The 19179-nt window shown below is 56.9% G+C and carries 15 protein-coding genes and 1 pseudogene; 12 read left to right on the top strand and 4 right to left on the bottom strand.

The genetic code is table 11. The features are described 5' to 3' along the window. Positions 1-3: 3 nt before the first annotated feature. From GURA_RS07940 to GURA_RS07985, 11 genes and pseudogenes are all read left to right on the top strand, one after another. Positions 4-399 (top strand): annotated as a pseudogene (locus GURA_RS07940) (TSUP family transporter); the annotation flags it as partial. A 55-nt stretch (positions 400-454) separates the two neighbouring features. Continuing rightward, the gene (locus tag GURA_RS25315) at positions 455-778 is read left to right on the top strand and encodes a TSUP family transporter (RefSeq protein ID WP_407639366.1); all 324 of its coding nucleotides are present in this window, start codon (positions 455-457) and stop codon (positions 776-778) included. A 468-nt stretch (positions 779-1246) separates the two neighbouring features. Continuing rightward, the gene (locus GURA_RS07945; protein WP_011938466.1) at positions 1247-2416 is read left to right on the top strand and encodes a sulfurtransferase; all 1170 of its coding nucleotides are present in this window, start codon (positions 1247-1249) and stop codon (positions 2414-2416) included. 256 nt (positions 2417-2672) lie between these two features. Further along, complete coding sequence (locus tag GURA_RS07950) at positions 2673-3638, top strand: sulfurtransferase (RefSeq protein ID WP_011938467.1); 966 nt, start codon at positions 2673-2675, stop codon at positions 3636-3638. A gap of 91 nt (positions 3639-3729) precedes the next feature. Beyond that, a complete protein-coding gene (locus tag GURA_RS07955) occupies positions 3730-4569 on the top strand; it encodes a hypothetical protein (RefSeq protein WP_011938468.1) in 840 nt (279 codons plus the stop codon). A gap of 174 nt (positions 4570-4743) precedes the next feature. After that, positions 4744-6573, top strand: coding sequence for a VTT domain-containing protein (locus tag GURA_RS22735; protein ID WP_198134540.1), 1830 nt, complete (start codon positions 4744-4746; stop codon positions 6571-6573). Beyond that, positions 6570-7328 (top strand): glycosyltransferase family 2 protein, encoded by a 759-nt coding sequence (locus GURA_RS07965; RefSeq protein ID WP_011938470.1) that lies wholly within the window; start codon positions 6570-6572, stop codon positions 7326-7328. The genes GURA_RS22735 and GURA_RS07965 overlap by 4 nt, the downstream gene beginning before the upstream one ends. A gap of 14 nt (positions 7329-7342) precedes the next feature. Further along, positions 7343-8233, top strand: coding sequence for a sulfurtransferase (locus GURA_RS07970; protein ID WP_011938471.1), 891 nt, complete (start codon positions 7343-7345; stop codon positions 8231-8233). A 109-nt stretch (positions 8234-8342) separates the two neighbouring features. Continuing rightward, positions 8343-8858, top strand: coding sequence for a hypothetical protein (locus GURA_RS07975; RefSeq protein WP_011938472.1), 516 nt, complete (start codon positions 8343-8345; stop codon positions 8856-8858). After that, positions 8858-9883 (top strand): arsenosugar biosynthesis radical SAM (seleno)protein ArsS, encoded by a 1026-nt coding sequence (gene arsS, locus GURA_RS07980; RefSeq protein WP_011938473.1) that lies wholly within the window; start codon positions 8858-8860, stop codon positions 9881-9883. The genes GURA_RS07975 and arsS overlap by 1 nt, the downstream gene beginning before the upstream one ends. Further along, entirely contained in the window at positions 9868-11346 is a 1479-nt protein-coding gene (locus GURA_RS07985) for a glycosyltransferase (protein ID WP_011938474.1), read from the top strand. Before arsS ends, GURA_RS07985 begins: the two co-directional genes overlap by 16 nt. 54 nt (positions 11347-11400) lie before the next feature. On the opposite strand, the gene GURA_RS22740 is transcribed toward GURA_RS07985, so the two are convergent. Beyond that, positions 11401-12804, bottom strand: a complete 1404-nt coding sequence (locus GURA_RS22740; RefSeq protein ID WP_157046156.1) for a glycosyltransferase 87 family protein — start codon at positions 12802-12804, stop codon at positions 11401-11403. A 368-nt stretch (positions 12805-13172) separates the two neighbouring features. On the opposite strand from GURA_RS22740, the gene GURA_RS07995 reads away from it, so the two are divergent. After that, a complete protein-coding gene (locus GURA_RS07995) occupies positions 13173-14468 on the top strand; it encodes a 4Fe-4S dicluster domain-containing protein (protein ID WP_011938476.1) in 1296 nt (431 codons plus the stop codon). Between the two features lie 80 nt (positions 14469-14548). Here GURA_RS07995 and GURA_RS08000 read toward each other — a convergent pair whose 3' ends face one another. The 3 genes from GURA_RS08000 to GURA_RS08010 form a co-directional block, all read right to left on the bottom strand. Next, positions 14549-15994: a glyceraldehyde-3-phosphate dehydrogenase gene (locus GURA_RS08000; RefSeq protein ID WP_011938477.1), complete on the bottom strand. Its 1446-nt coding sequence runs from the start codon at positions 15992-15994 to the stop codon at positions 14549-14551. A gap of 367 nt (positions 15995-16361) precedes the next feature. Further along, complete coding sequence (pnpS, locus tag GURA_RS08005; RefSeq protein ID WP_011938478.1) at positions 16362-18140, bottom strand: two-component system histidine kinase PnpS; 1779 nt, start codon at positions 18138-18140, stop codon at positions 16362-16364. Beyond that, positions 18140-18817 carry a winged helix-turn-helix domain-containing protein gene (locus GURA_RS08010; RefSeq protein WP_011938479.1) on the bottom strand — a complete coding sequence of 226 codons (678 nt, stop codon included), beginning with the start codon at positions 18815-18817 and terminating at the stop codon, positions 18140-18142. Before GURA_RS08010 ends, pnpS begins: the two co-directional genes overlap by 1 nt. Between the last annotated feature and the right edge of the window lie 362 nt (positions 18818-19179).

Below are 19179 nucleotides of genomic sequence, written 5' to 3' on the forward strand. Positions count from 1 at the left end.
GCCATGGCGACTTCCCTGCTGCTCATCAATCTGTTCGTACTCGGTATGGCCGGTGGGTGTTTCTCCGGCCTTTTGGGGGTCGGCGGTGGCATTATCATGCTGCCGCTCCTCATAACGGTACCCCAGTTGGCAGGGTTTCCCATCGGTCTCCGGCCAGCGGTGGGGGTTACCATGCTTCTGAGCCTGACAGGTTCCATGTCGGGCATTTTGATCCATCGTAAATATCATGCCCTGGATCTGTCATTGGCCCTTGCTGTAGGTGGGAGTGCTGCTGTCGGGTCATTGGGAGGAGCGGTCTCCTCCCGCATGGTGAGTGAGCGGCTAATGGCGATACTGTTTGCCCTGATGGCGGTAACGAGCCTGTTGCTCCTGCTGCTTGCCGAGCCAAGCGGCCCGGAGATTGAAGGAAGCCCGCGCCCGACCCGGTATCCAGCCGCTGCCCTGCTGGGGGGTGGTGTCGGCTTCCTGGCTGGTATCATCGGCCAGGGGGGGCTTTCATCATCCTTCCCCGTTAATTCATGCGTTCAAGGTACCGGTCCGGACGGCAATCGGCACCAGCGCGGCGGTCGCTTTTTTGTCGGCACTTGCCGGATTCCTTGGTAAGGGAACCGGTCCGGTACCGCTCCTCTGGGGAATCGCCGTATCATTCGGGGCGCTCCTGGGAGGGCAGATGGGGGGCATGCTAAGCCACCGGCTATCGACCATCACGTTACGGCGAATCCTTTTCTTGGTTGTTGCAATCAGTGCTGTTCGGATTTTTGTGCAAGCTCTTTTGTAAGCCTGCTTAACCGGTCTGCTGCCAGGAGCGCGTAATAGACATGGGGGATAATATGACAAAGTAGAGATAAAGTTGACGTGCTTATAAAATATCTTGACAAAATTGGTAGATAATATATATACTACACTCTATAGACTTAGTATACTTTTAGAATCACTAATCAATATTGCTGGGCTGACCAGAAAAACTGGAGGCCAGGTCTGATTGTTGGAGATATTCATTTCTCCGATGGTTGATCTGGCCTCTTTTTTTTATTCGGTTATCGGCAACAAGAGAGAAGAAAGTTAAACACCGATGTGATGTTGCGGTAGAAGCTGACCAGGTGACTTGGAGGCTGATCTGAAATTATTTTAAAAAGGAGAAACAGCCTGAAATAGTTGAACGTAAATGGGGAGCCAGGCACCCTGACTGTCTAGCAGAATAGACATTGTCAAAGTCAAAATAAATAGTTCGAAAGGAGAAACAAATATGAAACGCAGAGACATTTTTACAGTTCTGGGATTGTTACTTGTGGCTTTAACTACTGGGTCTTTGCTCTCGGGGTGCAACAGTTCATCGGCAACTGCTGCAACTGCCCCAACAGCGACCGCGCAATTGAGCGACTATTTCAAGTCAACGGATTGGGTGGCGCTGCATGCCAGCGATCAAAACTTCGTCATCGTTGATACCCGTCCGGCAGCCAAATACAATGCCGGTCATATTCCCGGCGCAATCAACATACCGCGCGACCAGTTCTATTTCCCCAGGAAGGTCATCGACGCCGCAACCGGGTCCTACAAAGTCGATTCCAATGGGCAACCGGTGCAGATCGCATATGACATACCGACCCCGGCCGAATTGATCGACATCCTTACCAGGAACGGCATCACCCCCGATACGACCGTAGTGGCCTACGACAACGACACATCCTCCTATGGCGGCCGCGTGCCGTGGGTCCTGAAGAGCTACGGTCACGCCAAGGCCTACGTGATCGATGGCGGTATCGACAAGTGGAAGGATGTCGACGGCCGGACGCTCAGCACGACCGCCGTGATTCCGACTCCCAGCGCCAAACCGTATAAAATTACCAGCTACCAGAACCATCGTGTCACCAAAAGCGACCTTGCTGCGGTAATCGACACCGCCAACGGCAACGTCACCAAGGCCGGTTATGTGATCTCCGATGTCAGGACGCCCAGTGAATATACGGGGTTCGTAACCACGGTCACATCCGGCACTGCTTCCACGGGCGCCTGGACGCAAAACAGCACCCCCTTAGTTTACAGTACAAACCAGGGTGCACGTCCGGGACATATCCCCTATGCAAAGTTCAGCGATTATGAATCCGCCGTTTATACCGACTACATCAACCCGGCTACCGGCCAGCCGGTTGCTAGCACGCTTCAGCCGGGCAGAAATGTAAAAGTGCTCAAGAGCGCAGCAGAAATACAGGCACATTTTACAAGCCTGGGAATTACACCTGATAAAATCGTTTACAACCACTGCGAAGGCGGCTTCCGCTCCGGGGTCTACACGCTGATCCTGCTTGGCCTCGGCTATCCCAACGTCTACAACTACGACGGGTCATGGAACGAGTGGTCCATCCAAGGTGCGGCTTATCCGGTTGTGACCGGCGACGGCCGCGTCAGCGGACCATAAGCCCAAAATAATAACATGACGGGAGGGGCGATTGTTGTGCCGCCCCTCCCGTAGTAAGTGAGTTTCAATCGTCATGCAGAAGTCAATGCTCTTTGAAAACTATTTATAAATACGATAGGTGTAATCTCTTTTAACGATTATTCCGATTTGACTTTCAGTAAGTGAGTTTGTTACGGTGTCGCTTTTGATTTCGGCAAGTTGGCACTGAACATTGTTCCCCTTTGCGGGACTTATTTTACTGAAAGGAGCAGAATCCATGAAAAGAGGAATCGTAATATCTTTCGTGGCGCTCATGGCGCTGGCAATAACGGTTTTGGCGGGGTGCGGCAGCAGTGTGACCGAGAAGACACCGGCAGCTCCGGTAGCAAAAGCGTACAGTGACCCTACCATGGCTACAGACGCGGCAACCCTCAAAGCATCGCTCGGCAAAGCCGGGACTGTCATTATCGATGCCAGGTCGGCTTCGGCATTTAGCGCAGGCCATATACCTGGAGCGATCAATGCCGTCTGGCAGTCCTTCGCTACGGTAGGAACCGGAGTTCCGGGAGATGCAAACTGGGGAGTTTTGAAAACAGCTGCCGAAATCGGGATCGCACTTGGCAACCTGGGTATTGATGCATCTACGGAGGTTATCGTCTATGCAGATGCTCCCGGAGGCTGGGGAGAGGATGGCCGTATACTCTGGATGCTGCGCATGGCCGGCGTAACCAAGTCCAAGCTGCTCAATGGCGGATTGAATGGGTGGAAGGCGGCCGGCTACGGCCTCACCACGGCGGCAACGCCGGCGCCCGCACCGACAACATTGTCCATTGCATCATTTACAGGCGATTATGTCGTTGAAAAGGCCTGGATTCTCGCCAACATGGCCGGAAGTGACGTCAAGATCATTGACGCCCGAGACCCGGAGGAGTTTGCAGGTGCTGTCAAGTATGGTGAAAAGCGTGGAGGTCACTTGCCGGGCGCTATAAACATGCCTTTCAATACAGCCCTCTATACCAACAATCCAGCCAATCCAGGAATCATCAAGAGTCAGGATGAATTGGAGGCGCTCTTCACGGCTGCCGGAATCAAGAAGACGGATACCATTGTAAGCTACTGCACCAAGGGTATCCGTTCCGGCCTGATGACGATGATTCTGCGTATGGCAGGCTACAGCAAGGCGGTCAACTATGACGCGTCATTTTATGAATGGGCCGGCGACGCAACGCTCCCGGTTCAATAACAGATCATATTTACCAGGTTAATCAGATGTATTGCCGTAAAGAGGGCGCCAAATATTGGCGCCCTCCTTACTTCACCTTGAGGGGATTCTTATGAAAAAACTTGTTCAATCATCAATTGTGGCCATTCTGTTTGTGACGGCATCCGCCACTGCCAGCCTGGCCGGCGCCTGGACCGCCAAACAGCATGCCTTCTACGAAAAGCTGGCCTTCAACTACTACTATTCCCACGAGACCTTCGATTCGTCGGGCAACCGCAATGGGACGCCCAATAACGGGAAATTCACCGATTACGACATCTGCAATTACTTCGAGTATGGGCTGTTCGACAACCTGACCGTGATCAACTCGCTGGCCTACAAGTGGCTGGAGAACGACAATAACTTGGCCCGCACCAAGGGTTACGGCCTGGGAGACGTGGACCTCGGGTTGCGCTACAAACTGCTGGACAGCGAGAAGATCGGCATCGTTGCCACGCAACTGCTCGTCAAGATTCCGGGGACATATGATAAAAAGGACCCGTTGCCGCTCGGCAACGGCCAGTTTGACACGGAAATCCGGCTGCTCTACGGCCGTTCGCTCTATCCGCTGATCCCCGGTTACGGCAACGTGGAGTTCGGCTACCGCTGGCGGGCCGAGGGCCCTTCCGACGAGATCCGCTATCTTGTTGAATTCGGCGTGGACGTTACCAGGGATTTTTACACCCGCGCCAAGCTGGACGGGACCCTCAGCGTGGATAACGGTAAAAAACTGGACGGCAGCGGCAACCCCACGGCTACCAACAACTTCGACCTCGGCAAGCTGGACCTGACCGTTGGTTACAAGGTTACTCCGGCATGGGGGGTGGAGATCAGCTATCGGCCAGACATCTACGGACAAAATATCGCGGCCGGCGCGAATTATTCCCTTGCGCTCTATTTCAAGACACCATAGTTCTGCATTGTCAGATTCAAAGGCAAATCCCCCTCAATCCCCCTTTTGTAAAGGGGGAAGCATTTAGATCCCCCCTTTATGAAAAGGGGAAGCATTTAGATCCCCCCTTTATGAAAGGGGGGGAGGGGGGATTTGCCGTTAAGGTCGCTAATCAAGAAAAAACAGGACATTACCATGAGCATTATCACTAACAACCATCTTCGCCCCGGTCTGCAAGAACAGATTGCCGCAACAAAATCGGGTTGCACCAATTGCGGCGAATGCGTCCGGGAGTGTGCCTTCCTCAAGAAATATGGCACACCCAAATCTATTGCAGACAGCTTCGATGCAATTGATCCAAAATCCCTTGCTCGCTCCTTCGAGTGCAGCCTGTGCGGGCTCTGCTCGGTGGTCTGTCCGGAACAGCTCGATCTGGACGGACTGTTTCTGGAGATGCGGCGCGAGGCGGTGGACCGGGGCTTCGGGGACTACCCGGAGCATTCACCCCTGCTGACCTACGAACGGCTGGGAACATCCCGCCGTTTCAGCCTGTACCGGTTGCCCCAAGGGTGCACGACGATCTTCTTCCCCGGCTGCTCCCTGTCCGGCACCCGCCCCGATGGCGTCAACAGGGTTTTCGCCGAGCTTCAGAAGACTGATCCAACCGTGGGTATCGTCTTTGACTGCTGTTTGAAGCCGTCCCATAGCCTGGGGCGCGAGCAGTACACTGGCGCCATGTTCGAGGAGATGAACAACTGGCTTGTGCAGCAGGGGGTGAAAGAGGTGCTGGTGGCATGCCCCAACTGCCAGGTGATGTTCACCTCGCTAGGCCAGGGGCTGAAGGTGAGAACCGTCTGGGAGTCCCTCGCCGAGTCCGGACTGCAGCCGGAAGGAGTGTCCGGTACGGTGACGGTTCATGACCCCTGTGTTATCCGCGATGCACAACCGGTGCATCAGGCCGTGCGTACCCTGCTCAATCGCCAGGGACTGATGGTGGAGGAGATGCCCCATTCCGGCAGAACCACCGTCTGCTGCGGTCAGGGGGGGGCGGTCAACCTGCTGAACCCGCAACTGGCCGCTTCATGGGGAGAACTGCGCAAAAGAGAGGCGGCCGGCAGGAGAATCATCACCTACTGCGCCGGCTGTGTCCAGGCCCTGGGGGGGCACACGCCGACCAATCACCTGGTGGATATCCTGTTCGCCCCGAATCAGACCCTGGCCGGAAAGAAAAAGGGCGCCGGAGCCCCCTTTACCTATCTGAACCGGCTTCGACTCAAAAGAGCCTTTAAACGCAAGGAGGGATATGCAGTGACACGAGAACGAACATTTGTACCGGAACAGGGGCAGCCAAAGAAACGCTCCTGGAAACCGCTGATCTTTCTGGTCTTGCTGGTGGCAGCCGTCGCCGGCGTGCACCTGTCGGGAGCGGCCCAGTATCTTCAGCAGGAAAAATTGCAGGCATTGATTGCCTCGTACGGAGTCCTGGCCCCGGCTATTTACATCCTGCTTTATGCCCTGGCGCCGGTATTGTTCCTGCCCGGCCTGCCGATCACCATTGTGGGCGGTATTCTGTTCGGCCCGGTCTGGGGCGTGGTTTATACCATTACCGGCGCGACCATCGGCGCCTCTCTGGCATTTCTGGTTGCGCGCTACGTGGCCCGCGACTGGGTGGCAGCCAAGTTGACCGGGCCCACGTGGGAAAAGCTCGACAGCGAAGTGGCCCAGCACGGCTGGAAGGTGGTGGCCTTCACACGACTGATTCCGGCCTTCCCCTTCAATCTGTTGAACTACGCCTTCGGACTGACCAAGGTCCCGTTTGTTCATTATATGGTTGCCACCTTTGTCTTCATGCTGCCTGCCTGCATCGCCTTCATCGTTTTCTCCAGCTCATTGCTGGGGCTGATCAAAGGCAAGGTTTCCCCGACGGCTCTGCTGGGCATCGGCCTGATTGTGCTGGTGTCGCTGATTCCGGTGGTCTACCGGCGCTTCAAGGGGCGTCAGGCGGCCGAGGCGGAAGCTGAGTGATAGCGGCGCCCCCCGACATAGCTCTGATCATACCGGCCAGGAACGAGGAACTCTCCCTGCCGGGAGTGCTCGGGAATGTGCCGACTGAGATCACGCGGGTTGTGGTGGTTGACAACGGATCGACAGACGCGACGGCACAGGTTGCCGCTGAATATGGCGCCCATGTCGTCACCGAACCGGTGGCCGGTTACGGCAGGGCCTGCCTGGCCGGATTGGCCTTTCTGCGGAACGATCCGCCGGACATCGTGGCTTTTGTCGATGCCGACGGCAGCGATGAGCTGTCGCGCCTGCCCGACCTGATCGCCCCGGTTTCCGTCGGAGAGCAGGAACTTGTGCTGGGGCGGCGGATTCCGGTTGTCACGGCGGCGCTTAGTTTTCAGCAGCGCTTCGGGCACCTGCTGGCCACCGTGTTGATACGTCTGTTTTGGAGATACCGCTACAGAGACCTTGGTCCGATGCGGGTCATCAGTTGGATGGCGCTGAATCGGTTGAATATGGCTGACCAAGCTTTCGGCTGGACGGTGGAAATGCAGGTCAGGGCACTCAAACATGGGCTGCGGATACGGGAGATTGACGTCCCTTATCATCAGCGCACTGCCGGAAAGTCAAAGATCAGTCGGACGATCACCGGTACGGTCAAGGCCGGGAGCACTATTCTGTGGGTTATCGGCCGTGAATTGGTGCACGGGTTACAGCATAAAAGACAAGAGGCAGCGGCAGCAGACACGGTTATTACTGCCGAGCAGGCACAATAAAGGAGAATAACGCCATGCAGATTATTGCAAAGTTTATACAGCAGGCAAAACGAGCCGGTTTACATCATGTAATCATGGTTTTATTGATGGTAGTAACGGTAATCGTTTCCTGTTTCTCGGCTGCCACGGCGGCCGATCTGAGACTGATCGATGCAGCTGCGTTGAAGGGTAATTCAGCAAAATGGGTCATACTTGATGCCCGTCCCAAGGCCGACTGGGAAACCGGCCACATTCCGGGAGCCATCCAGTTTTCATGGGACAATTATACCCGCACCGACGCCAAGGGGGTAAAGTACAGCTCTTTTCCACCCCAGGAACTGGCCGTAGCACTGGCCGGACTGGGGATTGACGAAAAGACCCCGGTAGTGGTGTACGGGGACGCCGACAAGAGCTGGGGCGGCGAAGGGTATAATATCTGGTTGCTTTCCTGGCTTGGTCACAAGGGACCCATCCGGCTGCTGAATGGCGGCATCCAGGCCTGGCGCAACCAGAATTTGCCTCTGGCCAAGGGGCCGGAAAAGCCTGCCGCCAAAAAGGCCCGTTACCAGGTGGATCTCAAGCCCCCGTACATCGTCTCCACGGAAGAGGTGCAGAAGGGAAAAGGTTCTTTTGTGCTGGTTGATGTCCGCTCGACCTTTGAATGGATCAAAGGCAGGATACCCGGCGCCATTCATATACCCTGGGAGGATTTTTACACCGGCAAGGATCACCACCCGCTTCCTCCGGCGGAACTGAAAAAGCTGCTTGCCAAGCATGGCGTGGATACCTCCAAACCGGTGGTTTATTACTGCCTGGGCGGGGTGCGCTCTGCCTACGCCTGGACGGCCCACCAGTTGGCAGGGCTGCCTGAAGCCCGCAACTACAAGGGAAGCTGGGCAGCCTGGGAGAAGCGGGCGGGGCAGTAATTTGAATGTATGATTTTCGTAGGGGCGATCCCTTGTGGTCGCCCGATTTTGACGTCGGTGGTGCTGCCAGCAGGGCGGGCACAAGACCCGCCCCTACAGGAACGCTGAAATGAGTTTTTTAATATGTCGAATCGCACACTGCCTGATACTGTCTGCCCTGCTGCTTGCTCTGTCAGTCATGGCATGTCATGCAGTCGAATCCAGGTCAAAAACGCCAACGTCCAGCGCCAAAAAGAAGCTGCTGCTGTTCGCCAAGAATCCTGCCACCTGGGCCATTGTCAAGGGGGGCGCCAGCGGCAAGATGGTCTACCGCGAGTCATCCGGCGCCTTCAGCCTGAGTGCTGCCGGCCTCCGCCCCCGTTCGGCCTACGCCATGATAAGGTACGCCGATGCTCCTCCAAAAGCCGAGATTCTCGCCCGGGGAGAGAGTGATGTTCGCGGCAATCTGGAACTGAACGGAGTCTGGCGAAACTGGACCAGAAAGTTCTGGCTTGTGTCGGGCGAGGATGTGGTGGGCTTGCCCGGTGAAGCCGGTTCGCTCCGCGCCTGGCGGCCGGAACGCTATCTTTTCGAGGAAAAACAGATCGGCATACCCTGCCAATGCCCCGAACCAGAGGAACCTTAATGACAGCAATGTTCAAAAAGAAAGTCGAGGCGGTGGATGACCGCTTCACCACATTCCATAGACTGGAAACGCTCCAGGTGAATCTGGGCGATCTCTGCAACCTGAGTTGCGCCCACTGTCATCATCATGCCTCGCCGCAAGGCGCCCGGATCATGGGCCGGGACGTCATGGAAAAGATCACTGCGTTCCTGGCGCGGCATCCCGGTCTGACGCTGGACATAACCGGCGGCTGCCCGGAAATGAACCCGGACTTCCGGTACTTCGTCGAGGCATCGGCAGGACACGCCGCACGTCGCATCATCCGCAGCAATCTGGCCATTGCCCTTGAACCCGGCATGGAATGGCTGCCTGACTTTTATCGCGAACAGGCGCTGGTGGTGATGGCGTCGCTTCCCTGCTACGAAGCGGAGAACGTGGAGAAACAGAGGGGAGGCGGGGTCTTCATGCAAAGTATCGAGGTGTTGCGGCGCCTCAATCGGCAGGGCTATGGCAGCGAACTGGAACTCCACCTCGTCCATAACCCGGGCAACGGCTCCGTGTCCGGATCACGTGATATGCTGGAGCAGCATTACCGTACGGAACTTCTACAGCGTTTTGGTGTCAGCTTCAGTCGGCTCCACTGCATGAACAATACCCCCATCGGACGTTTTCGGGACAACCTGGAGCGCAGGGGAACCTATCAGCGCTATATCGAGCATCTGGCGGAAAAATTCAATCCGCTGGCCACAGAGCAAATCATGTGCCGAACGCTGGTCAGTGTCGGCTGGGATGGGGTGCTATACAACTGCGACTTCAATCTGGCTGCCGCATTGCCGTTGCAACGGGCGGATGGCTCGCTCGTGACCATCGACCATGCCGACGAGGCGATTGTCCCCGGCAGCGGAATCCGGATGGCTGCGCACTGTTTCAGTTGCACCGCCGGCGAGGGTTCGGGGTGCGGCGGGTCATTGGCTGCATCCGGCAACAAGGTATATGGATCAGCGAACAGCAATGATCAGGGCGTGAGCGCATGCTGTCAGCAATAATACCGGTCCTGACCGCTATCCATTTTGCCGCGCTGCTCGGCCTCTGCCTGTACGGGGTGCACCGGCTCTGGCTGATTTATTGCCTGTACATGCCAAAAGGAAGCGAGAGGTCGACCCCGGCCCCTTTTGCCGCACCCGAAGAGTTCCCATCGGTCACTGTACAACTGCCGCTTTACAACGAGCGCTTTGTGGCGGAACGCCTGCTGGATGCCGCAGCCGGTCTTGACTGGCCCCGTGAGCGGCTCGAAATCCAGGTGCTGGACGATTCGGACGACGACACCTGCCGGCTGGTGGACCAGCGGGCTGCCTGGTGGCGGAAGCAGGGTGTCGCCATCACCGTGGTGAGAAGAACCAGCCGCGACGGCTACAAGGCAGGGGCGCTTGCCAACGGCCTTGCAACGGCACATGGTGAATACATAGCCGTCTTTGATGCCGACTTCATCCCGCCGCCCGATTTTCTGCATGCCACCATGCCATGGTTCAGAAATCAGGACGTCGGCATGGTCCAGACCCGCTGGAGCTTCTGCAATGCCGACCACTCCTGGTTCACCGGCATCCAGTCCCTCCTGCTCGGTCCGCATTTCAGCATCGAACACCGTGTGCGCTACCGGCAGGGGTTGTTCTTCAACTTCAACGGCACCGCCGGTGTCTGGCGCAGGAGCGCCATTGAGTCTGCCGGCGGCTGGCAGTCCGACACGGTCACCGAAGACCTGGATCTGAGCTACCGTGCACAGTTGGCCGGATGGCGCTTTGTCTATCGCGAAGAGTGCCAGGTGCCGTCCGAGCTGCCGGTGACCATGGCTGCACTGCGCAGCCAGCAGCAGCGCTGGGCCAAGGGTTCCATCCAGACCGCCCGCAAGATTCTGCCGCGGTTGTTGCAGGAGCGCTTGCCGCCGGCCGTAAAGATCGAGGCAATGGCCCATCTGATGGCCAATATCTACTGGCTTCTGGGCATGATCGTCATGCTGACCCTCTATCCGGCAGTTACCTGGCGGGTCGGCATCGGCCTGCACCAGGTCCTGCGCATCGATCTGCCGCTCTTCCTGGCCACCAGCGGGGCGATCATGAGCTACTTCCTGCTCTATTCCATCCGCAGCGGATCGAAGAGCCTGCTGCGGCATGTTGTGCTGCTGCCCGCCCTGACCATCGGGTTGGCCCCCAGCATCTCCCTTTCAGTGCTGAAGGGGTTGTTTCGCCCGGGCGGTGAGTTCGAGCGGACACCCAAATTCGGTGTGCGGGGACGTGAACGGATTCCGGGGCTGGCCTTCCTCTATCATCAGAAAAACCTTCCCTACATCTTCATGAACGGCGTGCTGTTCCTCTACTGCCTGCTGCCGGTAATCTTCGCCTGGCAGCGGGAAACCTGGTTCGCCGTGCCCCTGTTCCTGCTTTTTCCGTTCGGTTTTGCATTGGTACTGGCAAAAGATATCAGGGAATCGTTATTTTCGGCAAACTTGAGATAACAGACATGATAACCGGTTCTAAGTGCAATGCAGTTGCAACCTTGAGGGGAAATATTACTGACCGGGTTCTGCAGTTGGCTGCCGAGCACCGCTGAGAGCCCTGCTGAGAAGGTATGCCGTTAGCGGCGCCAGGAAGACCGCTGCCGTCACCTGCGGATTCTCGGTCCACTGCCCCAGGATGAAATAGGGGATCTGAACCTGGTACGTCAGGAAGACCGCCCAACAGAGTACCAGTCCGGCCGGACCTGCGCAGAACGGCAGAAATACCGCCAGGCAGAGGGCGTACCATGGTTGCAGGGTCGGGGTAAGCAGCAATAGCGCCATGGCGATGGCATAACAGGCTTCCATCGCCTGACGTAATCTGTTGACCGGTGATAGTCCGTGATTGATGCTGCCGGCCAAACGGAGAATGATTCCGACGGCAACCAGCAGAAAACAGGATGACAACAGCAGGCGGGCAATCGTTCCCGAGCCGGTCATGGTACGAAGCGTGTTGAAGGCAAAACCGGCAAATTCCCAATTGCGGGCATAGGCATCCAGGCTGGCGGTCATGTTGACCAAGTGCGGCAGGAACGGCAACACGAGTGCTGCCAGAGTCGCGATAAATCCGGCTGCAAAATGTCTGCGTCGCTCATTCGGGACCAGCAGAAACAGTACCGGCGTCAACACCAGGGGAAACAGCTTCACCAAGCCGGCGCAGGCCAGCAACGCTCCGGACAACAGAAACGGCCACCGCCGCGGAGCCGTCGCAGAAGCGCTCTGCCGATCCATTGCAAGCAGGCAGAAGGAACCTATCAGCATGGCAAGACCTGCTCCGTCCACGTGCCCAGACCCGGCGATCTCCAGCACCGGCAGTGGATTCCATGCATAGAGTACAGCCCGCCATGCCGGCATCTCAAGCCGCTTCAACAGCATAACCAACAGGGCGCACAGTCCCAGGTCGAGCAGCGCCAGAAAAGCCTTGAGGCCTGTGATGGTTCCACCAGTCGCTGCTCCCCCGGCAAACACCAACTGGGCCGTTGGTGGGTAAATGGTGACATAATCCGGGTGATTGATCATTGAGTGAACGGCTTTCAGTCCGGGCAGCGGCGTTATGACGGATGGCGAAGCGGCATAGGGATTGACTCCCCGCAGCAGGTTACTGCCATCCCACAGGTAGCGGTAGATGTCATCGGACAGTTGCGGCGGACTGAACAGGAACAACAGGCGCAACACGAGCCCCACAGCAAGGATGACGGCCGGCGACCAAAGGACCTTTGCGCGCTCTCCGCAATAGAGGGCAAGCGTCAACAGCGTCGCCATCAATGCCGTGACGCCAATCAGCAGCGGCACCGCCAGGCGTAACTCCGGCTGAACAGCAAGTATGCCACAGGAGGAGATCAGGAAGACAGGAAGTGCTACCGTAACAATATTTCCTGCAAGAGCCGTAATCGTTAGGTTTTTTTTGGCTGTAGCCATGACCGTCACGTATTTCCTAATCGTATTCAGCAGTTCTTGGCGTCTGTCCGTTACAATCGGTCTCAGCCAGGCCACCGGTTCATTCAAAGTCTTTCCTGAAACAAACAAAAAGTCAAGAATTACAGTCAACGCCTTTTCATGGTGGCATGGCGTCTTCGATCTGAGATAAAAATCATGAAAAACTCCACTACCTTTGGAAGCTGAAGGCGTGTGAATGACGGTTCGACAGGCGATTCAACGGAATACGGCAGCAAGGTAATTTTTTCTTTCGCCGGAGTTGGCGATGTGCTGTGTTGAAGGTACACTTGTTCCAGGGCATCTCATTCCTGAGAGCATAATCAGCCACGTCCACGATCGAAAGGTCCGCCATGTCCCATCATGCACCGAAATCCGGCTACCGGCAGCTGGTCGAACGACTCAACAAGTTCCCCCAAGGGGCGCCTCCTTCGCCGCTTCTGTTTAAGATCCTCGCCATCCTCTTCAGCGAAAAAGAGGCCGCGTTCCTCTCCCGGCTGCCGGTGATGCCGTTTACCGCCCGCCGTGCGGCAAAGGCTTTGCAGATGCAGGAGAAGGATGCCCGGGCCATTCTCGACGGTCTTGCCGCCCGGGCACTGCTTCTTGACCTGGAACAGAACGGCAGGACGATCTATCTTCTGCCGCCGCCCATGGCCGGCTTTTTCGAATTCTCCCTCATGCGGGTCCGCACAGATATCGACCAGAAGGCCTTGAGCGAACTCTTCTACGAGTACCTCAACGTGGAGGAGGATTTCATCCGTAATCTCTTTACCGTGGGGGAGACGCAGCTCGGCCGGACCTTCGTCTGTGAGCCGGCCCTTTCGGCTGAAAACGCTGTCCAGGTCTTCGCCTATGAACGGGCGAGCGAGGTGCTGCGCACCGCCCGCCATATCGGCGTGGGGCTCTGCTACTGCCGCCACAAGATGTCGCACATGGGAAAGGCCTGCGATGCTCCGCAGGAGATCTGCCTCTCCCTCAATAGTGCAGCCGAGCCGCTCGTCCGTCACGGACATGCCCGCTCCATCGATGCAGCCGAGGCGCTCGACCTCCTCCAGGAGGCCCATGATCGGAAGCTTGTCCAGTTCGGCGACAACGTCCGTGAGGGGGTGAACTTTATCTGCAACTGTTGTGGCTGCTGCTGCGAGTCGATGATAGCCGCCCGCCGCTTTGCCCACCTTCACCCGGTGCATACGACGAATTTTATTCCGGTTCTCCGTGACGACAGGTGCAACGGCTGCGGCAGGTGCGTTGCGGCGTGTCCGGTTGCGGTGGCGGAACTGATCACTGCCAACGATCCTCTCAATCCGGCGAGAAAAAAGGCGAGGATCGATAGGGAGAACTGTCTCGGTTGCGGGGTCTGCGTCCGGTCTTGCCCGGTGGCGGCCATCCGCCTTGAGTCCCGGCCGCAGCGGGTCATCACCCCGGTCAATTCCGCCCACCGCGTGGTGCTCATGGCCATTGAGAGGGGGCGTCTGCAAAACCTGATCTTCGACAATCAGGCGCTCATGAGTCACCGGGCCATGGCCGCGGTCCTCGGGGTGATCCTCAGGCTTCCTCCGGTCAAGCAGCTTATGGCAAGCAGTCAGATGAAATCCAGGTATCTCGAACGCTTGCTGTCCGGGGTCGATATCTTTTCAGTGGGGCGATAGTTTTGACGGGTAAAAGAATTTAAAAAGGGCACTCAGTGGAGTGCCCTTTTTTTATGCGGCGGTTTGTTTCTGTCCGGTTCTCAACTGGGAAACGACGGAAGCTCCAGACCGGCCATCTTCTGGACCATGCGCACCACCTGGCAACTGTAGCCGAATTCGTTGTCGTACCAGACATAGAGGACGCAACGGTTCCCCTTGGTGATGGTGGCCAGGGAGTCCACCACCCCGGCGTGGCGGGAGCCGACAAAGTCGCTGGAGACGACCTCCGGGGAGTTGGTGTAGTCGATCTGGTTCTGCAGCGGCGAGTCGAGGGATATTTCCCGCAGGTATCCGTTGATCGCATTGATGTCGACCGGCTGGGCCAACTCCAGGTTGAGGATGGCCAGGGAGACGTTGGGGGTCGGTACGCGGATGGCGTTGCCGGTCAGCTTGCCGGTGAGCTCGGGAAGGACCTTGGCCACGGCCTTGGCGGCGCCGGTCTCGGTGATGACCATGTTCAGCGGGGCGCTCCGGCCGCGCCGTGAAGCCTTGTGGTAGTTGTCGATCAGGTTCTGGTCGTTGGTGTATGAGTGACAGGTTTCCACGTGGCCATTGACGATGCCGAACCGGTCGTTGACCGCCTTCAGCACGGGGACGATAGCGTTGGTGGTGCAGCTGGCGGCTGAAAAAATACTTTCCTCCGAGGTGATCAGCTCATTGTTCACGCCGGACACGACGTTGGGGATATCCCCTTTGCCGGGGGCGGTGAGGAGCACCTTGGCAATTCCCTTGGCCTTCAGGTGCCGGCCGAGTCCCTCCCGGTCGCGCCACTTGCCGGTGTTGTCGATGAGGATGGCGTTGTGGATGCCGTACTGGGTGTAATCGACGTTTTCCGGGGCATCGGCGTAGATAATGCGGATCATGTTGCCGTTGGCGATGATCGCATTTTCTTCTTCGTCTATGGTGATGATGCCGTGGAATTGGCCGTGCACCGAGTCGCGGCGGAGCAGGCTGGCCCGCTTGACCAGATCGTCAGCGCTTCCCTTGCGCACCACGGCTGCCCGGAGCCTGAGCTTTTCACCGCTCCCCGCTTTTTCGACGAGGATGCGGGCGAGCAGCCTGCCGATCCTGCCGAAGCCGTAAAGGACGATGTCCTGCGGTTCACTCAGCAAGGTGGTGCGACCGGTGTTGATTGCTGCCAGTTCCTGCCGGACAAAGTCGTCTACCGTCATCGTGCCGCCCATGGCTTGGTAACGGACGGTCAATTTGCCGATATCGATCCGCGCCGGGGCCAGGTCAAGTCTGGTAATCGCTTCGATGATGGGAAAAGTGTCCCGCACCGTGAGTTCACTCTCAAGGATCAGTCGGGCAAAGCGGTGCGCTTTGAGGATATCGATGGTTGGGTTGTTGACCAGCGAACGGCCGTAGACGCTGGTTACGATGTTGTGGTCACGGTAAAGGCGGCCGATCATGGGGAGCATCTGTTCGGCATACTCTTCGAGGCATTGCCACTCTTTTAAATGGGCTTCCTGTTTCTTGTTGTTCATTCATGGTCCTTTCTAGCAAATATTATTATGTCGGCTGTTTAAAAAAAACAATCTATCCTAGACTAACTGGCAGCCTTTTTCAACCACTCAATTAGCACCGCTCAATTATCTGCGTAGTAAGCGGCCGTGCTACGGACTTTTTGGTTGACGATTCCCTCCGAAAATAAATATCTGCTGGACGAATCCGGACAATAAAGCAGGCATGGCGGGCCGCCCGCAGATCGGTTTTTTGGTCAAACCTTGGGGGGCGCATCGAAGAAGGGGGGGGCGTGCATCAGCAACGGCGGCATGGTCACCATTGCTGCGAGAAGGCCGCCGGAGTTGTGCTTGTGTCTCTTCCGCAGTTTCAGGATGGACGCATTCGGGTTTATTTCTCTTCAGCCTTTTTCAGGGTAAATGAAAATGTGGACCCTTTACCGACGGTGCTTTCCACGGAGAGGGCGCCGCCGTGGGCCTGGACAATATGCTTTACGATGGAGAGGCCGAGACCGGTCCCTCCCTGCTCGCGGCTGCGGGCTTCATCCACCCGGTAAAACCGCTCGAAAATCCTCGGCAGGTCTTTGGGGGGGATACCCATGCCGGTGTCGGTGACGGAGATTTTCAGCATTTTCTCTTCATCGGCAGCCTTGACGGTTATTGTTCCTTTTTCCGGCGTGTACTTGATCGCATTGTCCAGGAGGTTGATAAGCACCTGCTCCAGTCTGCCGCGGTCACCCAGAATGGGCGGCGCTGCCTTGATCGTGCTGCAGTCGATGGTGATCCCCTTGTCAGCGGCCTTTTGCTCCAGGAGCATCAGGGCATGCCTGACAGTCCCTTCAATGTTGACCATGGACAGTTCCAGGCTCACATCCCCCGATTCCAGCTCCGACAGGGTGAGCAGGTCGCCGATAAGGCTGGTCAATCTTTCCGAATGGCTATGGATGATTTCGACAAAACGGACTGCACGTTCCGGATCACTTGCTAATGCGCCCGAAAGGAGTGTTTCGGCGTATCCTTTAATAACGGTTACCGGGGTGCGCAACTCGTGTGAAACATTTGCCACGAAATCCCGGCGGATTTTCTCCAGTCGCTTGATGTTGCTTATGTCGTGAAAGACCGCAACCACTCCTTGCAGCCGGTCCCCGTCGAGAAGCGGCACCCAGTGGGTGAGGATGGTTTTTTCCCCTTTGGCGTCAAGGGTTATCTCTTCAAGCCGCTCGCTTTTGCTGGCGATGATTGTTTTATAGGCAGAGTGGAGGGCCGGGTGTCTCGTAATATCGATGAGCGGCCTTCCCTCCACTTCCTCAGTGATGGCAAGCAGGTCGCGAAACGCCGGGTTGACCAGGGTGATGGTCCCTTTTGCGTCGGTAACCATAAGCCCTTCGCCCATCCCCCGCAGTATGGTGTCAAGACGGTTTCTCTCCGTGGAGATGCGCGCCAGCTGCCCCTCGATTCTTACCGACATGTCGTTCATGATCATTGCCAGTTCGCCGAGCTCATCCCGGCCCTTCACCGGCACCCGCAGTCCGTATTCCCCCTTGCCGATGCGGGAGGCGATGGATGCCATGGCGCGCAACGAGCGGGAGGTGAAGTTGGAGAGGACGTAGCTGAAGAGGAGGGAGGCCAACAGCGCCAGGGCCATGGCGACGCCGAGAATTGTATGAATGGTTGATCGGGCCTTTACCAGCTGCTCCAGGGGGAGGGCCAGTCTGATTGTGACCCTTTCGCCGTTCTTCAGTTCCAGCGGTCTGGCAACGTAGAGCATGGGAGTTTGCAGGGTCGATGAGTATCGGATGGACGACCCTGTCCCTTCTTTCTGCGCAGCCAGGATTTCCGGCCGGTTCTGGTGGTTTTCCAGACCCTTCAGCTCATCGGCCTTGACCTGGGAATCTCCGACCACTTCGCCGTTTCGGGCGATGATGGTGACCCTGGCCTTCACCTCTTTGCCGATAGCTGCGGCAATTGCCTGGGCATCATGGTACAGGTCTCCACCTTCTCTTCCTGCCATGAGCGCCGCCATCCTGGTTTCGTTTGTCAGATTGTCCTTTATTTCGGCCAGCAAATAGTCTTCAAGGGCGTTATTAAGGTAGCCGTAAAGTATGCCGCCCATGAGCAACACCAGGCAGAGGTATGAGACCATCAGTTTCCAGCGAAAGGTGACCTTCATTATTCCTCCATCTTGTAGCCGAAACCACGCACGGTCTTGATCATTTCTCCTGCCTCGCCGAGTTTGGTCCTGAGCCTTGTCACATGGGTGTCCACCGTCCGGGTATCCCCCACATAATTGTATCCCCAGACGTTTTGCAGCAGGAGGTCACGGCTCTGCACGCGCCCCAGGCGCTCGGCCAGGTTGAGGAGCAGCTTGAATTCGGTGGTCGTGAGGACAATCTCTTCGCCGGCAACGCTGACCATGTGCCGTTCGGTGTCGATGGTGACGAGGCCGATGGTGATGCACTTTCCCTGCGCTTTTTCCGGCATGGTGCGGCGCAGCACCGCCTTGACCCGCAGTAACAACTCCCGGGTGGAGAAAGGTTTCACCATGTAATCGTCCGCGCCCACTTCAAAACCGACGACCCGGTCTATCTCCTCCCCCTTGGCGGTCAGCATGATGATCGGAATGGCGGCGGTTTTTTCATTCTTCTTCAGGAGCTTGCAGATCTCGGTCCCCATCAGGCCGGGAAGCATCAGATCCAGGAGAATGAGGTCGGGAGGATTGCTGCGCGCGGCTTCCAGGCCGGAAACACCGTCAAGGGCGATGAGCGGCCGGTATCCTTCCTTTTCCAGGTTGAAGGCTATCAGTTCCGCCAGGTCCCGTTCGTCTTCGATCACGAGTATGGTCTTCATTGCGGCTCTCTTTCTTGGTTTGTTTCTGTCCGGAAAGGGTGCTTTTCCGCCCTGACTGTGTCAATCTGCGGGCTTGCTTGTGCGGCGTACCGATGTACGCCTCCGCGCAACCCTTGATTTCCTTGCCAGGACAAAAAATCCCCGCTTTCCGAATCAGAAACCAATAGTTTGCTGATCTTCTTATCGGATGCTACAGGAGATATATGACAGTTATGTTACAGGTGTGTAAAAAGCCTGGTCGGCTGTTCCACAGCGCCTGTGGATAAGTATTGTGGATAATATGTTAATCAACGGAAAAAGGTTTAATAAATATGATACTCGCAGCAAATTGCCTAAGAAAACGGCAGTGGGATTTTGACAGT

Origin of the sequence: Geotalea uraniireducens Rf4 (assembly GCF_000016745.1) — a bacterium.
Lineage (GTDB): Bacteria > Desulfobacterota > Desulfuromonadia > Geobacterales > Geobacteraceae > Geotalea > Geotalea uraniireducens.